12 protein-coding genes are annotated in these 16,215 nt (G+C 47.0%); 9 read left to right on the top strand and 3 right to left on the bottom strand.

What is annotated here, in order from left to right:
• Positions 1 to 43: 43 nt before the first annotated feature.
• The 5 genes from GLV81_RS15290 (at position 44) to htpG (ending at position 9,506) form a co-directional block, all read left to right on the top strand.
• The gene (locus tag GLV81_RS15290; protein WP_157479648.1) at positions 44 to 1,495 is read left to right on the top strand and encodes an NADP-dependent isocitrate dehydrogenase; all 1,452 of its coding nucleotides are present in this window, start codon (positions 44 to 46) and stop codon (positions 1,493 to 1,495) included.
• A 246-nt stretch (positions 1,496 to 1,741) separates the two neighbouring features.
• Positions 1,742 to 3,058 carry a hypothetical protein gene (locus tag GLV81_RS15285; RefSeq protein WP_157479647.1) on the top strand — a complete coding sequence of 439 codons (1,317 nt, stop codon included), beginning with the start codon at positions 1,742 to 1,744 and terminating at the stop codon, positions 3,056 to 3,058.
• 130 nt (positions 3,059 to 3,188) lie between these two features.
• Positions 3,189 to 6,467 (top strand): choice-of-anchor J domain-containing protein, encoded by a 3,279-nt coding sequence (locus tag GLV81_RS15280; RefSeq protein WP_197428494.1) that lies wholly within the window; start codon positions 3,189 to 3,191, stop codon positions 6,465 to 6,467.
• A gap of 15 nt (positions 6,468 to 6,482) precedes the next feature.
• On the top strand, positions 6,483 to 6,989 hold the full coding sequence (locus tag GLV81_RS15275; protein ID WP_157479645.1) for an Imm63 family immunity protein: 507 nt from the start codon (positions 6,483 to 6,485) through the stop codon (positions 6,987 to 6,989).
• Between the two features lie 579 nt (positions 6,990 to 7,568).
• Positions 7,569 to 9,506: a molecular chaperone HtpG gene (gene htpG / locus GLV81_RS15270; RefSeq protein ID WP_157479644.1), complete on the top strand. Its 1,938-nt coding sequence runs from the start codon at positions 7,569 to 7,571 to the stop codon at positions 9,504 to 9,506.
• 50 nt (positions 9,507 to 9,556) lie between these two features.
• Here htpG and GLV81_RS15265 read toward each other — a convergent pair whose 3' ends face one another.
• The 3 genes from GLV81_RS15265 to GLV81_RS15255 are packed head-to-tail and all read right to left on the bottom strand — an operon-like array spanning position 9,557 to position 13,034.
• On the bottom strand, positions 9,557 to 10,237 hold the full coding sequence (locus tag GLV81_RS15265; RefSeq protein ID WP_197428484.1) for a class I SAM-dependent methyltransferase: 681 nt from the start codon (positions 10,235 to 10,237) through the stop codon (positions 9,557 to 9,559).
• Positions 10,231 to 11,946: a single-stranded-DNA-specific exonuclease RecJ gene (gene recJ, locus GLV81_RS15260; protein ID WP_157479642.1), complete on the bottom strand. Its 1,716-nt coding sequence runs from the start codon at positions 11,944 to 11,946 to the stop codon at positions 10,231 to 10,233. Before recJ ends, GLV81_RS15265 begins: the two co-directional genes overlap by 7 nt.
• A gap of 38 nt (positions 11,947 to 11,984) precedes the next feature.
• Positions 11,985 to 13,034: a polyprenyl synthetase family protein gene (locus GLV81_RS15255; RefSeq protein WP_157479641.1), complete on the bottom strand. Its 1,050-nt coding sequence runs from the start codon at positions 13,032 to 13,034 to the stop codon at positions 11,985 to 11,987.
• A gap of 102 nt (positions 13,035 to 13,136) precedes the next feature.
• On the opposite strand from GLV81_RS15255, the gene GLV81_RS15250 reads away from it, so the two are divergent.
• From GLV81_RS15250 to GLV81_RS15235, 4 genes are all read left to right on the top strand, one after another.
• Complete coding sequence (locus GLV81_RS15250; protein ID WP_157479640.1) at positions 13,137 to 14,075, top strand: hypothetical protein; 939 nt, start codon at positions 13,137 to 13,139, stop codon at positions 14,073 to 14,075.
• Positions 14,076 to 14,124: 49 nt separating this feature from the next.
• Positions 14,125 to 14,922, top strand: a complete 798-nt coding sequence (locus GLV81_RS15245) for an OmpA family protein (RefSeq protein WP_157479639.1) — start codon at positions 14,125 to 14,127, stop codon at positions 14,920 to 14,922.
• A 131-nt stretch (positions 14,923 to 15,053) separates the two neighbouring features.
• A complete protein-coding gene (locus GLV81_RS15240) occupies positions 15,054 to 15,875 on the top strand; it encodes an outer membrane protein assembly factor BamD (protein WP_157479638.1) in 822 nt (273 codons plus the stop codon).
• Positions 15,844 to 16,185, top strand: coding sequence for a DNA-directed RNA polymerase subunit omega (locus GLV81_RS15235; protein ID WP_157479637.1), 342 nt, complete (start codon positions 15,844 to 15,846; stop codon positions 16,183 to 16,185). The genes GLV81_RS15240 and GLV81_RS15235 overlap by 32 nt, the downstream gene beginning before the upstream one ends.
• Positions 16,186 to 16,215 lie beyond the last annotated feature (30 nt).

The following is a 16,215-nucleotide window of genomic DNA, read 5'->3' as shown; positions in this document are numbered from 1 at the left end:
TACGGCCGGCTGGCCGTGTACACAACTATCAATCGCTTCATTTATGAAAATCGCAGTTGCCAAAGGAGATGGTATCGGTCCGGAAATAATGGACGCCGTGTTGGGAATCTTTAACGCTGCCGGCGTACCGCTGGAGTACGAGTTTGTCGACATGGGCAAATGGGTATTCGACAAAGGTTATAGCAATGGCATGACCCCCGAAGCCCAGCAGGCCATCGAAACACTGGGCATCCTGTTTAAAGGCCCCATGGAAACCCCCAAGGGCAAAGGCGTAAAAAGTGTAAACGTAACAGCCCGTAAAACCTGGAACACCTACGCCAACAAGCGGGTGTTTCAAACCCTGCACGGCGTAGATACCGTGTTTAGCAAAGCCGGTATCCCCATTGATGTAACCGTGGTTCGTGAAAACATTGAAGATACCTACGGCGGTATTGAGCACATGCTCACCCACGACGTAGCCCTGAGCCGCCGTTTCATTACCCGCCCCGGTAGTGAGCAGGTGATTCGCTACGCTTTTGAAATGGCCAAGAAGAAAGGTGCCCGCCGCATTACCTGCGGTCACAAGGCCAATATCATGAAAATTACCGACGGCCTCTTCCTGGAAGTGTTTTACAAAGTGGCTGAAGAATACCCCGATTTGAAGGCCGACGATGTAATTGTAGATGACCTCTGCATGAAACTCGTTACCCGTCCCGACAGCTTTGATGTGGTGGTGCTCACCAACCTGCAGGGCGATATCGTCAGTGATCTTTGCGCTGGATTGGTGGGTGGCTTGGGTTTTGCACCCAGCGCCAACATCGGCGACCATATCTGCATTTTCGAAGCCGTGCATGGCACCGCTCCGGATATTGCGGGTAAAAATATTGCCAACCCCACCGCCCTGTTGCTGAGTGGCATTGCTATGTTGCGTCACCTGGGCTTTATGGAAAGTGCAGCGCATATTGAAAATGCATTGCTCTTTACCCTCGAAAGCGGCATTCATACCGGCGACTTTGGCGATAAGAGCATTCCTAGTGTCAACACCACGGAGTTTGCCAATGCCATCATTGCTAACATTGGCAAGCTGCCTGCTCATGGCGCCAAGCCCGTGTTGCCTAATATGCCCATGACCCCAACGCATTTTAAGCTGGAAAAAAACCCCATGCTGGAAAGTGCTGAAATGGCTGGTGAGCAAATTGTGGGTGTCGATATCTTCATCGAAAGCAATGAGCAGCCAACGGATTTGGCCAACAAGTTGCTGCAGCATACCGGTGTGCTGTTCAAACTGGTTACCATCAGCAACCGCGGTACGCAGGTATGGCCTAAGGGCAGTGTATTCACCAACCTGGTAAACCAATACCGTTGCCGCTTTGAGAGTGAAGACGATTCTCCGCTGACGCAAATTGATGTACTGGAACTGTACAAGCGGGTAATGAGTGAATACAAAGTATGCTCTCTGGAACTGCTGAACATGTGGGAAGGTAAAAAGGCATACAGCCTGGCGCAGGGGCAGTAGGTTGGTTGTAAAGTTGACAAGTTGGAAGGTTAACAAGTTGACGAGTAAATTGGGTCAACTGCACATACAAAGGCTTTCAGGGAGATTTCCTGAAAGCCTTTTTTGATGAAGAAGTTGGGCTGCCTTTTTAGTATGAACAGATTTTTTAGTAAGAAAATAGTCGACATAACGGCACTTAATTTGCCATAGGTGTATTTTCGAACCATGCTTACAAGGTTGTGCTTTATAATAGGGCTTCATTTTCTGTTGTCAGTACAGGTTTTATCTCAGGCAACATTCTTTAGCGGCGGTTTTGATACTGCATTGAAAACTTCGGCCTCTCAGGGAAAGCTGCTTATGGTGATTTTGGATAGCAAAACTTGTTACAAATGCAATGAAGCCACCACCATTGGTTTGCTGTCAGAAGATGCCCGGAAAATAAATGATTCGTGCCTCATTTTCAGGCCGGCGGTGAATTCCCGCTTCGCAGATTCTTTGAGAAGAATACATCTGACAAACCCCGACGAAGCTTTTGCCGTATTGTTTTTTGATGAAACTGGTACTGTTGTATACAGGGTTGCCATGACTTCCAACCAGTCAGCAACCTATTTAAATTTCATGCGGACAGCCTTCAGCCGATCGTTAGGTAACAAGCAAGTAGCTGTATTGGAAAAAGAATGGCAATCGCAGCCTTCATCGTTGGCGCTTACTAAAAGATTGATTGAGTTACGCCTGAACAACAGAATGGAAAGTGATTCTTTGGTACAACACTACGTTCGTCTGTTGCCAGCAGACTCTTTGGCAACGCAGGAAACCCTGAAGTTGATGCTGATTTCTGCTCCGATTATTGCTTCTGCAGTAGATTCATTGATGTATAAATACTATCCGCAGTTGCAAAAGGCGTGGCTGATATTCAAAAAAAATGAACAAGACGAAATAAATTTTCGGAAGATAAACAAGTCGATGGATCGGGCAGTGGCGGATAAAAACTTGAAGCTTGGTGTATTAGTGGCGAATTATTCTAAAAATATCCAAGGTAGCAAAAGAATTGGCGAGTACGTTTTTTACAGAGAGTTTCTACGTTATTGCTATGCTGCAAAAGACACCCTCAATTATTTCAGACAAGCAGACCTTTTTGCCAAAGATTTCTTCATGTCTTTAGCTATTGATTCTTTGGATAGAGAAGATTCATTAATGGTGAACAAGTGGAAAAATGAACCAGACACCAGTGCTAACACTGCAACCAAAACTATGAGCGGTTCTGCTTTGAAGCCAAATGCAATAGCATCTCGCCGCGAAAAGGTAGGAATGGAATTAAATAGACTTGCTTGGCAAGTGTATGAATTGTATCGAAATCCAACCATTTTATTAGAGGCCAAAAAATGGTCGAAGCGATCCGTAGAAATGATTCGACTGCCCGAATTTCTGGATACGTATGGCCGACTGCTTTATCAGACAGGTGATGTAGGCTTAGCAATTGAACAAATGAAAATGGCTGTGCAAATTTGTGATGATTTGGAGATTCCGAATGTTGAGTTTACAGCCATATTGCGAAAGATGGAAAAGGGGCTGCCACTTCGGTGATGTGTACTTCATCATACAGGTTTGGTGTTGGTACTGCAGAAAAGGTGTGTAATCAACTGCCCTGTTTTGCTTTTCGGTATGGATGCTACTATTACTTTGCCGTTCTGAAAAAAACGATGAGGAAACTGCTATGATCGCTTCTGTTCGTGTGCTGCTATTGGCAGCAGTGTTGTTGATGTGTGGCCAAACCAAACTCTATAGTCAGGCATTTACTGTAACCTACGATTTTGCCAGTGTGGCCAGCGGCAGCGGCGGCTACACCGACCCTACAACGGCACCTACAGCTACCGGTGCCACATTCGACAAGTTTACTGCTGTGCCTGCTACGGGCAATCCTTACAGCATGGGCCTCAACCCCAACGCAACGGGGCGTTTTAGTTTTGTGGGCTGGCCAACCGGCGCCACCAATGGTAGCGATGTGTTTACGGGCAGCTTGCAAACCGGCCAATATTATCAGGTCACTATTACCCCAAATGCAGGCTTTTCGCTGAGTGTGAGCAGCATCAGTTTTACCATTCAGCGCAGTGGTACGGGCATTCGCCAGTATGCGGTACGCAGCAGTGCCGATGGCTATAGTGCCAACCTGCCCGCCAGTGTGAGTGGCAATGCGAACCTGAGTGTGGTGTCGGGCAATATTTTTCAGGTAAGCGATGCCAGCACTGCGGCCAATGCTGGCAGCACGATTACGCTGAGCAGCGGCCATACCGATCCAACGGGTCCGCTGACGTTTCGCTTTTATGGCTTCAATGCAGAAGGCAGTGCAGGTACATTTAGTATTGATAATGTCATTATCAATGGGTCGGTTGCCGCCGCAGGTTCTACACCCGTTATTTCACTCAGCAGCAATCTGTTGACGTTACCACTCACCAACATCGGTGCTACCAGTGTGGCGCAGCAATACACTGTGAGTGGTACTGGCCTTACGGGTAATGTAAACCTGCAAACAGCAGCGCCTTTCAGCATTTCTACCGACAATGTTTCTTTTGGAACCACTGCCAGCATCACCATGTTCGAAGCCGCCGTTGGCAAAAATATTTACGTAAAATTTTCGCCCACCGTGGCGGGTATTGCCAGTGGTAGCATTACGCACAACAGTGCCGGCGCTGCAGAAAAAACAATCACGTTGTCGGGCCAGGGTTTTGACCCATCCAATTTGAGTTTCGATTTCAATAGTTGCACGGTAGCGGGTGAGCCTGGCAGCGGCTTTACGCAATTCAGTACCACCGGAGCACAAGTGTGGAACTGCACCAGCTTTGGCCGTAGCAGCAATGGTATTCAAATGAATGGCTTTAGTGCCGGCGTGGTAGAAAATGAAGACTGGCTGATATCGCCACCCATGGATTTGAGTGTCGCCTTCAACATCCCGGTGTTACGCTTTTGGAGCCGCACCGAGTTTAGCGGTCCTGCCATGCAAGTGCTGATTAGCACCAACTATAGTGGTAGCGGCAACCCCGCCGCAGCCACCTGGACAGCCTTGCCTGCCAACCTGCCCGGCACTGCCAGCAATACATGGACGTTATCTGACAACATCGACCTGAGTGCATACAAAACCAGTAATGTGTATGTCGCTTTTAAATACCTATCTACAGCGGCGTTAGGCGCAGCCCGCTGGACGTTGGATGATGTGCAAGTAGCTAACGTGAGCAGTTATATTCAGGCTTCGTCTGCAGCCGCCAATCTGGGTGAAGTGAGTGTGGGCAGCAGCAGTGCCGCACAAGCTGTAACCCTCACGGGTAAAGGCTTTGGCGATGTAACGCTGAGCATGAACAGCGGCTGGCAACTCTCTGCCGACAATAGTAGTTTTGGTAGTAGTTTGCTGCTGAGCAATGCTTCACTTGCTGCGGGTGCCACTGTGTATGTGCGTTATACGCCAATACAAAAACAACTGCGGGATACCGGTCGTTTGAGAGCTGTGGCTTCAGGTTTAGATAGTGTGTTGGCAATGTACTTCGCTTCATCTTATCCCAAGACTGAAACGCTGGATGTAGCTACGTGGAACATGACATTTTTTGGTAGCAACAGTACCAATACCGCTACGCAACCCTACAAAGAAACCCAGAAGCAGAATGCCAAGACCGTCATCAGCCGGTTGAATGCCGATGTGGTGGGTGTGCAGGAAATCAGCAGTGACTCGGTATGGAATGTATTGCTGAGTGAAATGCCCGGTTATGCTGCGGTATTATCTCCAAGGTGGAGCCGTTCTTTTGATGCACCCGATCCAAACTTCCCACCCCAAAAAGTAGGGGTGCTCTACAATCCCGCCACCATGACGCTGGTGAGCAGCCGGGCCATGTTTGAAACCATTTATGATGCAGCAAGAAGCGGCAGCAATACCTTGCCTTCGTACCCATCTGCACAAGGTGCCAGTGCATTTTGGGCCAGTGGACGATTGCCTTTTATGGCTACGTTCAATGCAAATATCAATGGGGCACAACGTACGCTGCATGTAGTGGTGATACATGCGAAATCGGGCAGTGCTGCGGCAGAAGATTACAACCGCCGTGTGTACGATGCCCGTGTATTGAAAGACTCTCTGGATGCGTATTATGCCAATGATGCGGTGATTATTGTTGGCGACTATAATGATGATGCCATCAACTCAACCTTCACGGGTCAGCCTTCGCCGTACAAGCCTTTTGTAGATGATGCGACCAGCTATGCCGCCCTCACCGGAGGCTTTAGTGCGGCTGGCAAAGGCAGCTTTGTAGGCAGTGGCAACAGCATGATTGACCACCTCTTTGTGAGCAATGAAATGAACAGCCTCTACCTCAGCGGTAGTGCCGATGTGGAAGACCCACGCACCTATGTAACCAGCTATACCAGCACCACCAGCGACCACCTGCCGGTGTTTGCCCGCTTCCTGCTCGACCAACCTTTGCCTGCTACGCTGCAACCCTTGCAGGGCCGGGTGCAGCAGCAAACGGCACAGTTGCAATGGCGTACGCTGCAAGAGCAAAATACCAGCCATTTTGTAGTAGAAAGAGCAGCAGGCAACAGTGCTGTATTTGTGCCAGTCGCTACAGTAAAAGCCGCCGGCAACAGCAATGTGGCCACGCAATATCACCTCAACGACGGACCGCTGGTAGCTGGAAATTATCGCTACCGGTTGCGGTTGGTAGATGTGGATGGTTCGGTGCAGTTGAGCAACATCATCAACTTGCGGGTACAGGCCACGCAGGGCTATGCCATTTACCCCAACCCGGTGCAGGGCCAGCTGCAATTGCAACTGCCAGCAGCGGTGCAAACCGTGCAGTGGGCATTGCGCACAGCCGATGGCAAACTGCTCGCATCAGGTAAAACTGCCGCAGCGGCTACACAGCCTGCTATTCAAACCGCGGTAACGGGCTTGCCTACGGGTTATTATTTGTTGCAGCTGAATGAAGTGCAATTAAAGTTGGTGAAGCAGTAAATCGAAACGTTCTCTTTGCAAGCAACGTCTCCTGCAAGGGACGTTGCGTTGTTGGGAAAAAATGCAACTCAACGTCCTCTGCGAGAGACGTTGCTGCTAAAAGAATTCATAAACCAAATGGAAATTACTTTAGCTGAAATACAAGTTTTGGTAGACAGGTTAGCAGAGAAGATAAATGCTCCATTCCATCTTTTACCTTCTTACGGTCACACTCGTGATGGTGCTTACCCTCACATAGAGATAAGCGATAAAGGATACCATTATGTAGTTGTTGAACGTGGCGAAGAATTAGAACGATTCGTTACTGAAAGTCTCAATGAATTACTTTTTAAAGTTTTCAGAAGTGTTACTTTTTCTATGGCTTGTGACTTTGAGCTGAAAAACAGAATTGAGACGCAGGATTTTAGACGCCAGCTATTTATGAAACAAATTGAATTGATGACTCAATTGAATGAAGAGTGGGGACAGAAAATTGAAATTGAGAAGCTATTGATTTTGAAAACTCATCCATTTAGCGATTAACGCATTCACGGTGCTTTGGATTAAATGTTTTCAACCCCGAAGGGGTGAGATGATTATAGAAAGCCGGAATGTTGTTGTAGTGCTCAAAACCCCGAAGGGGTGATATAATTTTTAGCCATTGAAAATGTCACCCCTTCGGGGTTGGGAACACATGGGTTTGTTTTTTCTACAATCCTGTCAGCCCTTCGGGCTTGTGTGTTTTTTTGTTGGGTGATGCACTGCGGCTGATGGGCTGCGCTGCCCGGAAAGTGGCCGAGGAACGAGGCCAGCCCCCGACGCTTCGGTCGGGGCCGGAGCGAAGCGGAGCTTGCAGGGGGAGCGAACGATAGCTGAGCCATGCACCCCGCCTTTGGCGGGGCTGACAGCCCCAAGCTCATCTTCATTGTCGGAAAGAGAGAAATCAATGCCAACGCAGTTTGTCACCCCAAGCCCACTGGCTGTAGCGGTAAACTGACAGCCTTTCGGGCGGAGGGGAAACTTTGTCAGGCAGAGGCAGGCGGGCACCGAATTTGCCGTGTGTGTGCAGGTAATTTTCCCGATCCGATCGGGCTTTCATTTTCACATAAAACACGTATCAATATGGCGACCGGAAACATTCGGGTGAGTTCGGAAAACATCTTTCCGATCATTAAAAAATTCCTGTACAGCGATCATGAAATTTTTATTCGTGAACTGGTGAGCAACGCCGTAGATGCCACCCGCAAACTGAAAACGCTGGCCAGCGTTGGCGAGTTTAGCGGCGAACTGGGCGAGCCCCGCATTGAAGTGGTGCTGGATGCCAAAAACAAAACCATTAGCATCATTGACCAAGGCATTGGCATGACCGGCGAAGAGGTAGACAAATACCTGAACCAGGTGGCGTTTAGCAGTGCCGAAGAATTTTTGGCAAAATACAAAGGCCAGGCCGAAGCCAGCATCATCGGGCATTTTGGTTTGGGCTTTTACAGCTCGTTTATGGTGGCCCACAAAGTGGAAGTTTTTACCAAGAGCTGGAAAGATGCACCCGCCGTACGTTGGGAATGCGATGGCAGTCCCGAATACCAACTGGAAGAAACTTCAGAACGCACTGAACGGGGTACAGAAATACGCCTGCATGTAGACAAAGACAGCGAAGAGTTTTTGGATGAATATCGCCTGAAAGGCATCCTCGAAAAGTTCTGTAAGTTTTTGCCTGTGCCTATTTTCTTCCGCGATGCGAATGCAAAGAAGGAGGACAAGGCTGAGGTTAAGGATAAGGCTGAGGGTGAAGTGGAAGAAGCCGAAGTGGTGGAAGAAGCGAAGCCCATCAACAATACGCACCCTGCATGGGTACGCAAGCCCAGTGAGCTGAGCAAAGATGACTACGAAAACTTTTACAAAGAGCTGTACGGACCCTTTAGCGAAACGCCGCTGTTTTGGATTCATTTGAACGTAGACTATCCGTTCAACCTCACGGGTGTATTGTATTTCCCCAAAATCAAGAAGAGCTACGAAATACAGAAAGACAAGATTCAGTTGTACAGCAATCAGGTGTTTGTAACGGACGAAGTAAAAGACATCGTGCCTGAATTTCTGATGTTGCTGCATGGTGTGATAGACAGCCCCGATATTCCGCTGAATGTGAGCCGCAGCTACCTGCAGGGCGATCCGAATGTGAAGAAAATCAACGCCCACATTACGAAGAAAGTGGCCGACAAATTGGATGAGATATTCCGCAACGACCGGGCCGATTTTGAAAGCAAGTGGGAGAGCCTCGGCTTGTTTGTGAAGTACGGCATGATGACCGACGACAAGTTCTTCGACAAAGCCAAGAACTTCCTGATTATGCAGGATACCAACAGCGGCAATTTCCTCACAATTGAAGAATATAAAAAAGCAGTAGAAAGCCTGCAGGTAAACAAAGACAAGAAAACGGTGGTACTGTATACCAGCGACGAAGTGCAGCAGGATGCGTTTGTAAAAGCAGCGCAGGGCAAGGGCTACTACGTGGTAAAACTGAACGACCTGATTGATCCCAGCTGGATGGGCCAGATGGAAGCCAAGCTGAGTGATGTGCAGTTTGTACGGGTAGACAGCGATATTGCCGACAACCTGATTGACAAAGATGAAAAGAACGAAAGTGTATTGACGCAGGAGCAAAGCACCAGCCTGATAGATTGGTTTAAAAGCAAGCTCACCAATCCAAGCGCCGTGGTAGAAGTAAAAGGTCTGAGCCCGGATACGGCGCCAGTGGTAGCCACCCGCCCCGAATGGAGCCGTCGTATGAAGGACATGGCAGCTATTAGTGGCGGTGGTGGTATGATGAGTTTCTATGCCAACATGCCCGATGAAGTAAACTTTACCCTGAATGGCAACCATCCGATTCACCAGCAGATTTTACAGGAAGGCAATGAAGCGAAAAAGGAAAAGCTGACGCAGAATTTGATTGACCTCGCATTGCTGAGCCAAGGCATGCTCAAGGGTAGTGATTTGACAGCATTCATCCACCGAAGTGTAGAACTGATGGATAGCAAGCAGGCAGCACCTGCTGAAGCGTAAAATAAAGCTGTGTAAAAAATATAGCCGGTTGCTAAGTGCAACCGGCTTTTTTATTTTGGTAAAAAGTGCAGCACTACTCCTTCGAGGTAGTGCATTTTTTGCGAATGAAAAATGCTTTCAAAACCGACTGCTTCCCAAATGTCTTTGTATAAGGGATTGCAGTAGAGCACATACATTTCACGGGGTTGTTGCTGCAGGCTTTCTGCTACCCGTTTTACAAAAGCCTGCATCACAAAAGCGTCAAACGGATTGAATAAAAAAATAACGCTTGTGTGCAGGGGCACTTGTACATCCATGGCATTTTGCTGCCATGCATGAAAGCTGGCATGAGGGTAGTATGAAGCCCAGCTTGCGATGGCTGTGTTGGTATGAGCTATCATGGCGGCGGATAAATCAATGCCTTCAATCTGCTTAAATCCGTGATATGCTGCCATGGCCATGGTACGGCCTTTGCCACAGCCGGCATCTAAAAATCCTGTTTGTGTAATATGAAACGGCAACTGTTGAAAGAGCAGTTCCGCAATGTAAAAACTAACGGGTTGGTAAATGCTGGCATGTTGCAGATCTTCTGCTGAAATGCTGGAGTGAAGGGTGTCAATGCCTGTAGAACGTGTTTTGTATTTATGCTCACCCTTTATTTCGTGGTACACCACAAATGCAGCCAGCCGTATATCCCAATGCCGGGCAATGAATATGAAGTATCGGATGTATGCCCAAGCGTTGCTCAACATTCCTGATAAAGGCTGCCGGCAGCTTTCAAATCGAGCACCCGTAGCTGAATGCGTTTGTTGCCCTGCCATTCATTTTCATCTAAGGTAAAAACTACATCAATTGGTTGGTTGGGCTGCAGCAGTGGAAACTTTTCTGCCATGCCAAAACCAATGCCATCGAGCACAACAGCGCCCTGCTTTAAAGAGAATTTAATATGCGCCTCTTTTACAATGCGGGAAGCGCCAGTTTCGTATACATTTTTGGCCACAAAAACAGGCCGCATGTTCTCTGGTCCAAAGGGTTCCATTTGGCAGAGAATATTGTAAAATTTGGGATTGATATCAGCGAACTCAATGCAGGTGTCGATGGTGATTTCGGGGGTGAGCATTTCTTCAGCAATAGTCCGCTGTACTACCTCTTCAAAACGGGCACAGAAAGCTGAAACGTTTTCCGGCTTCATGGTGAGGCCTGCTGCGTAAAAATGACCACCATAGCTTTCCAACAAATCTTTGCATTGATGAATGGCTTCGTACACATTGAAGCCAATGACACTACGGGCTGAGCCAGAAACTTTATCGCCACTATTAGTAAGAATAATGGTAGGACGATAATATTTATCGATGAGCCTGCTGGCTACAATTCCTACTACGCCTTTGTGCCAATGGCTTTGATAGAGTACAGTGGTTTTGCGGTTGTCGCTGGCATCGAAAGATTCAATCATGGCCAGCGCCTCTTCTGTAATAGTGCTGTCTGCTTCTCTGCGGTCAGTGTTGTCTAAATGCAATTGCTCAGCAATGGCCATTGCTTTGTCAATGTCCTTTTCAATAAACAGTTCGACTGCTTTTTTGGCATCGTCCATGCGGCCTGCTGCATTTACCCTTGGGGCAATGGCAAATACCAGATTGTTCACATGTACCGGTGCTTTCAATTCAGCAAGGCGCATTAATGCTTGTATACCGGTAGAGGGATGATTATTTACCTGCTGCAATCCAAAGTACGTTAGGATGCGGTTTTCGTCCACCATGGGAACAATATCGGCTGCAATGGCAGTGGCCACCAGGTCGAGGTATCGCATCCATTTTTCATCTGGCAACTGCAGACGGGTGCAAATGGCCTGCATGAGTTTGAGACCTACACCACAACCACACAATTCTTTAAAAGGGTAGGCGCAGTCTTTTTGTTTGGCATTTAAAATAGCCACGGCATCGGGCACTTCTTCATCGGGCATATGGTGGTCGCAAATCACAAAGTCTACCCCGTTGGCTTTTGCATAAGCCACCAACTCTACAGATTTGATGCCGCAGTCTAACGAAACAATTAGTGTGACGCCATTTTGTATGGCCGTATTAATACCCGCTTTGGAAACACCATAGCCTTCCTTATAGCGGTGTGGTATATAAAATTCAACATTGGGGTGCAAGTCGTGCAGAAACTGGTACATGCAAGCCACGGATGTAGTGCCATCCACATCGTAGTCGCCATATACCATAATGCGTTCGCCTTGGTCAAAAGCTTGTAAGAGTCTGACAACGGCTTTGCCCATGTCCTTCATCAAAAAAGGATCATGAAGGCCGGTCAGCGATGGGCGGAAATAGGCTTTGGCTTTGTCAAATGTGTCGGCATGGCGCTGCACCAAAAGGCGGCAAATAGCCGGGTGAACCTTGAGAGCTTGTTGCAAGGCATTCGTTTGGTCGGTATGTGTGGGTAGCAGCTTCCAACGCTTTTCCATGGCGTAAATGTAAGGGGCGGGCAATAAAGAGAATCAGGCTAGTATTTCCGGTTCGTGGTGTATTCTACCAGTTGCAAAATCGCTTTTTTAACCTCTGAATCTTCGAATTCATCAAGAATAGCGGCAGCTTGTAACCGGTATTCATCCATTTTTTGGCTGGCGTATTCAATACCACCCGCAGCAATTACCTGGTCGATGATCCACTTGACCCGCTCAGGTTTGCGGTTCTCATTTTTAATGCTGTAAATGAGCTGCCGGCGCAGATCCGCCGGCGCATGGTTGATGGTATAAATGAGGGGAAGTGTCAGTTTTTTCTCCTTGATGTCATTGCCGGTTGGCTTGCCAATATCATCGGTTCCATAATCAAAGAGGTCATCTTTCATTTGGAAAGCCATGCCCACGAGTTCACCAAACTTGTGCATTTTGTTGGCAATGTCCATGTTTTGGGTGGTGCTCCAAGCCCCGGCAGCACAGGCAGATGCCAATAAAGAGGCGGTTTTGCTCCGGATAATTTCAAGGTAAACGTCTTCTTTCAGGTTGAGCCGGCGAGATTTTTCGAGTTGCAGCAACTCACCTTCAATGATGCTGCGGATGGCGCCACTCATGATGCTGAGAATCTGAAAGTCTTGATTATCAACGGACATGAGCATGCCTTTGCTCAACATATAATCGCCAACCAAAACGGCTACTTTGTTTTTCCAAAGGGCATTGATGGAGAAAAAACCACGGCGTTCGAGGCTTTCATCCACCACATCATCGTGTACCAGCGTAGCGGTATGCAATAATTCTACCAAACTGGCTGCCCGGTAAGAGGCATCAGTAATGGGGCCGAAAAGCTTGGCTGAGAGGAGTACAAACCGGGGGCGCAACTGCTTGCCCTTCCTGTTGATGATGTAATAGGTTATTCTGTCGAGCAGGGGTGCCCGACTTTTCACCGCTTCTTTGAATTTTACTTCAAAGGCAGCCAATTCAGCATCAATAACCGGAGAAAATGCAGCCACAGGAAAAGTTTCGCGGCAAAATAATGGATATTTCAGGTAGAAAAAGCTGATGTTTTTGGGAGAAGTGCCGCCGTCGGAGAGGCACATTAAATCGGTGAAATACAGCAGATTAAAATTTGTTTATTAGTGCCACATGCATATTTTTGCCCCGATTACCCTGAAATTCAATAATCACAACTAATTTTTCTTATGGCAAGCAAAAGGTTCACACTGTTAGCACTTCTGGTAGTAGCTGCCGTTTCCACTGGTTATAGCCAATTGGGCGGTGTGCTTGATTACCTCGATTCTACCAAAGTAAGTTCACGTAATCTTCCCAAGTACAACGAGTGGAAGAGCAACTCAAAATCAAATTTCTTTCCTCCTGTGCCAAAGGCAATGGGTCAATTGTCTATCAACGGCGGTTTGTTTTTGGTAGATGGTGACTGCCCGTCACTGCCAGGTTGGAATATTGGTGTTTCATACCGTAAGGCATTGGGTTATACCGTTTCACTCCGTGGTGGTATCAACTATGCACAAGGAAAAGGCTTGGATTACCGTGACAATGGTAACCTGTTGAACAACTCTGTATTAGTATCAACTTACGGGTCATTGCCGCCAAGCGCAGCTAAATATGTACATAACTACAAGACAACGGTGATTAATCCATCATTGGATTTGATTATCAACTTCAACAACATCATGTTCCATCGCAAGTCTAGCAAATTCGCCTTCTATGGTCTGATTGGCTACTCTCCAATGGTTTATCAAACTAAAATGGATGTGTTGAATGGTTCTGCAGCATATAACTTCGGTTCATTGACTAATACTTTCTTCAATCGTCCCCGGAAAGATGTTCGTAACGATCCGAAAAACTTCTTCGATGGTTCTTACGAGACTTTTGCTCAGGTGAATGACCGTTCACAAAACTTCAACCAAGCAGGAAACGATAAGTTCCAATGGCGTCATGCTTTCAGCACCGGCCTTGGTACTGAATTGCGCATCGCCTCTCGCATGTCTTTGGGTTTTGAATTCAAATACCTCTGGACTCGTGACGACTATGTTGATGGTTGGTTCATGAACAATGGCGGTCTCTCTCCTGATAAGGACGGAGCAATCTTCACTAACCTCTTCGTAAACTTCAACCTCTAATTCAGAAGTACGGAGAGATATTCGCTCACCCAACAAACATCAAAAGATTATGAAAAACATGAAATATTTTTTGGTAGCTGCCTTTATGCTGAGCCTTGGTGCTACTGCGTTCGGTCAAACTACCGATAAAGCAGCTTACAAAAAGCAAACTGGTTCTACAGATAAGCGTGTTGCTCCTCTCTGGTGGTACAACCCATTGGCTTACCCATATAGCGAAATCAGCAATCCAAGCATCATGAAGTTTCCAAAACCCGTTTTGGATGACTCTGACAACGATGGTGTAGCCGATCAGTTCGACGTTGAGCCAAACACTCCAGCCGGCTGCCCTGTAGATACAAAAGGTAAGAGCCGCGATACCGATGGCGATGGTGTACCTGATTGCCGCGATAAAGAACTGATTACCCCAACTACCTGCCAGCCAGTTGATGCTGACGGTGTTGGTAAGTGTCCAGATCCAGAGTGCTGTAAAAATATTGTTCCTCCTCCTCCAGCTTGCAACATTGGCAGCCTCCCCAGCGTACAGTTTGGTGGTAGCGCAGTAAGCCTCAATGCTGCTGGTACTGCTATCCTCGATGCTGCTGCTGCAACCATCAAGGCTAACCCTAACTGTAAGATTTGTGTGGTAGGCCACGGTGGCGCCAGCAAGCGTGAACAACAGTTGAGCTGGGATCGTACCAATGCTGTTATCAACTACCTGGTTGAAAAGCAGGGTATCAGCCGCGACCGTTTCGTATTTAAGTATGGTGAAGAAGGTGATGCCAATACTGTAGATCTGCAAGATTGCAGTGGCGAAGAAGGACCAAACATGGTACCTGCACCACACCCACAATACCGCAAGAGCAAGTAATTCTTTGAAACTTTTTGCTATAGAGCCCTTCCGGAAACGGAAGGGCTTTTTTATGATTCCTTTATTGGCGAAAGCGAACTATTTTTCCATATTATGTGCATTTTCGCTTTTTACCTACTTTTGCACTCCTTATGCGTTTTTTCGTAAGCCTTTTTTTAGTAGCAGTGTTGCTGGTGTCTTGTTCTGATGTGAACAAGATTTTGAAGAGTAATGACTATAATATGAAGCTGGCCAAAGCCAACGAATATTATGATGCTAAGAAATACATGCAGGCCCAGCTTATTTATGAAGATGTGATGCCGGTGATTAAAGGCTCTGCAGATTATGAGAATACGTATTACAAGTGGGCTTACTGTCATTACAACCAGAAAGACTACCTGAATGCTGAGAACCTGTTCAAAGGCTTTTTTGAAAACTTTCCCAACAGTACCAAAGCAGAAGAAGCAGAATTCATGCGGGCATATTGCTATTATAAGCAATCGCCGAAGCCTGAGCTCGATCAAACCCCCACGCTGAAAGCCATTACACACTTACAGACTTTTGCCAATACACACAGCACTTCAGCCAGAGCTAAAGAAGCACTCACCATGATAGATGAGCTGCGGATGAAGCTGGAAATAAAAGAATTCAAAAGTGCAGACTTGTATTACCAGCTTGGTTTTTACAAAGCTGCAGCTACGGCCTTTACAGAATTGTTGTACAACTACCCCGATTCGGAAAAAGCCGACAAGTACAAACTCATGGTTATCCGCTCTTGGTACAAGTATGCTGAAAACAGCTATGAATACAAGCAAGCAGAACGCTACGAAACTGTACTGAACGAATGTGCCGACTTTATTGATCGTTTTCCTGATAGTAAACTCAGCGACGACGTGACGAAGTATAAATCAGAAACTCAAAACATCATTAAAAAAATAAAAGATGAGCAAGCTCAGGCGTCAATTAAGCGTTAATACAGGATCTTCTGTAGAAACCAAAAACCTGCTGGAGATTAAAGGCAAAACAGGCAACTTGTATGAGTCAATTGCCATTATTGCCAAACGTGCCAACCAGATTAATATTTCTTTGAGAGAAGAACTGCACAATAAACTGGAAGAATTTGCCAGCCATACAGATAGCCTGGAAGAAATTCATGAAAACAAGGAGCAGATTGAAATTTCCCGTGCTTACGAGAGAATGCCCAATCCTGCATTGTTGGCATCTCAGGAGTTTTTGGAAGACAAAGTATACTTCCGTAAAAACGACCATGATCTGTTTAGCTAAACAGCAGCAATACCGCATGTTAAAAACGAT

It is taken from the genome of Phnomibacter ginsenosidimutans (assembly GCF_009740285.1).
Classification (GTDB): domain Bacteria; phylum Bacteroidota; class Bacteroidia; order Chitinophagales; family Chitinophagaceae; genus Phnomibacter; species Phnomibacter ginsenosidimutans.
Note: the sequence above shows the minus strand (reverse complement) of the source record. Positions and strands in the feature narration are given on the sequence as shown.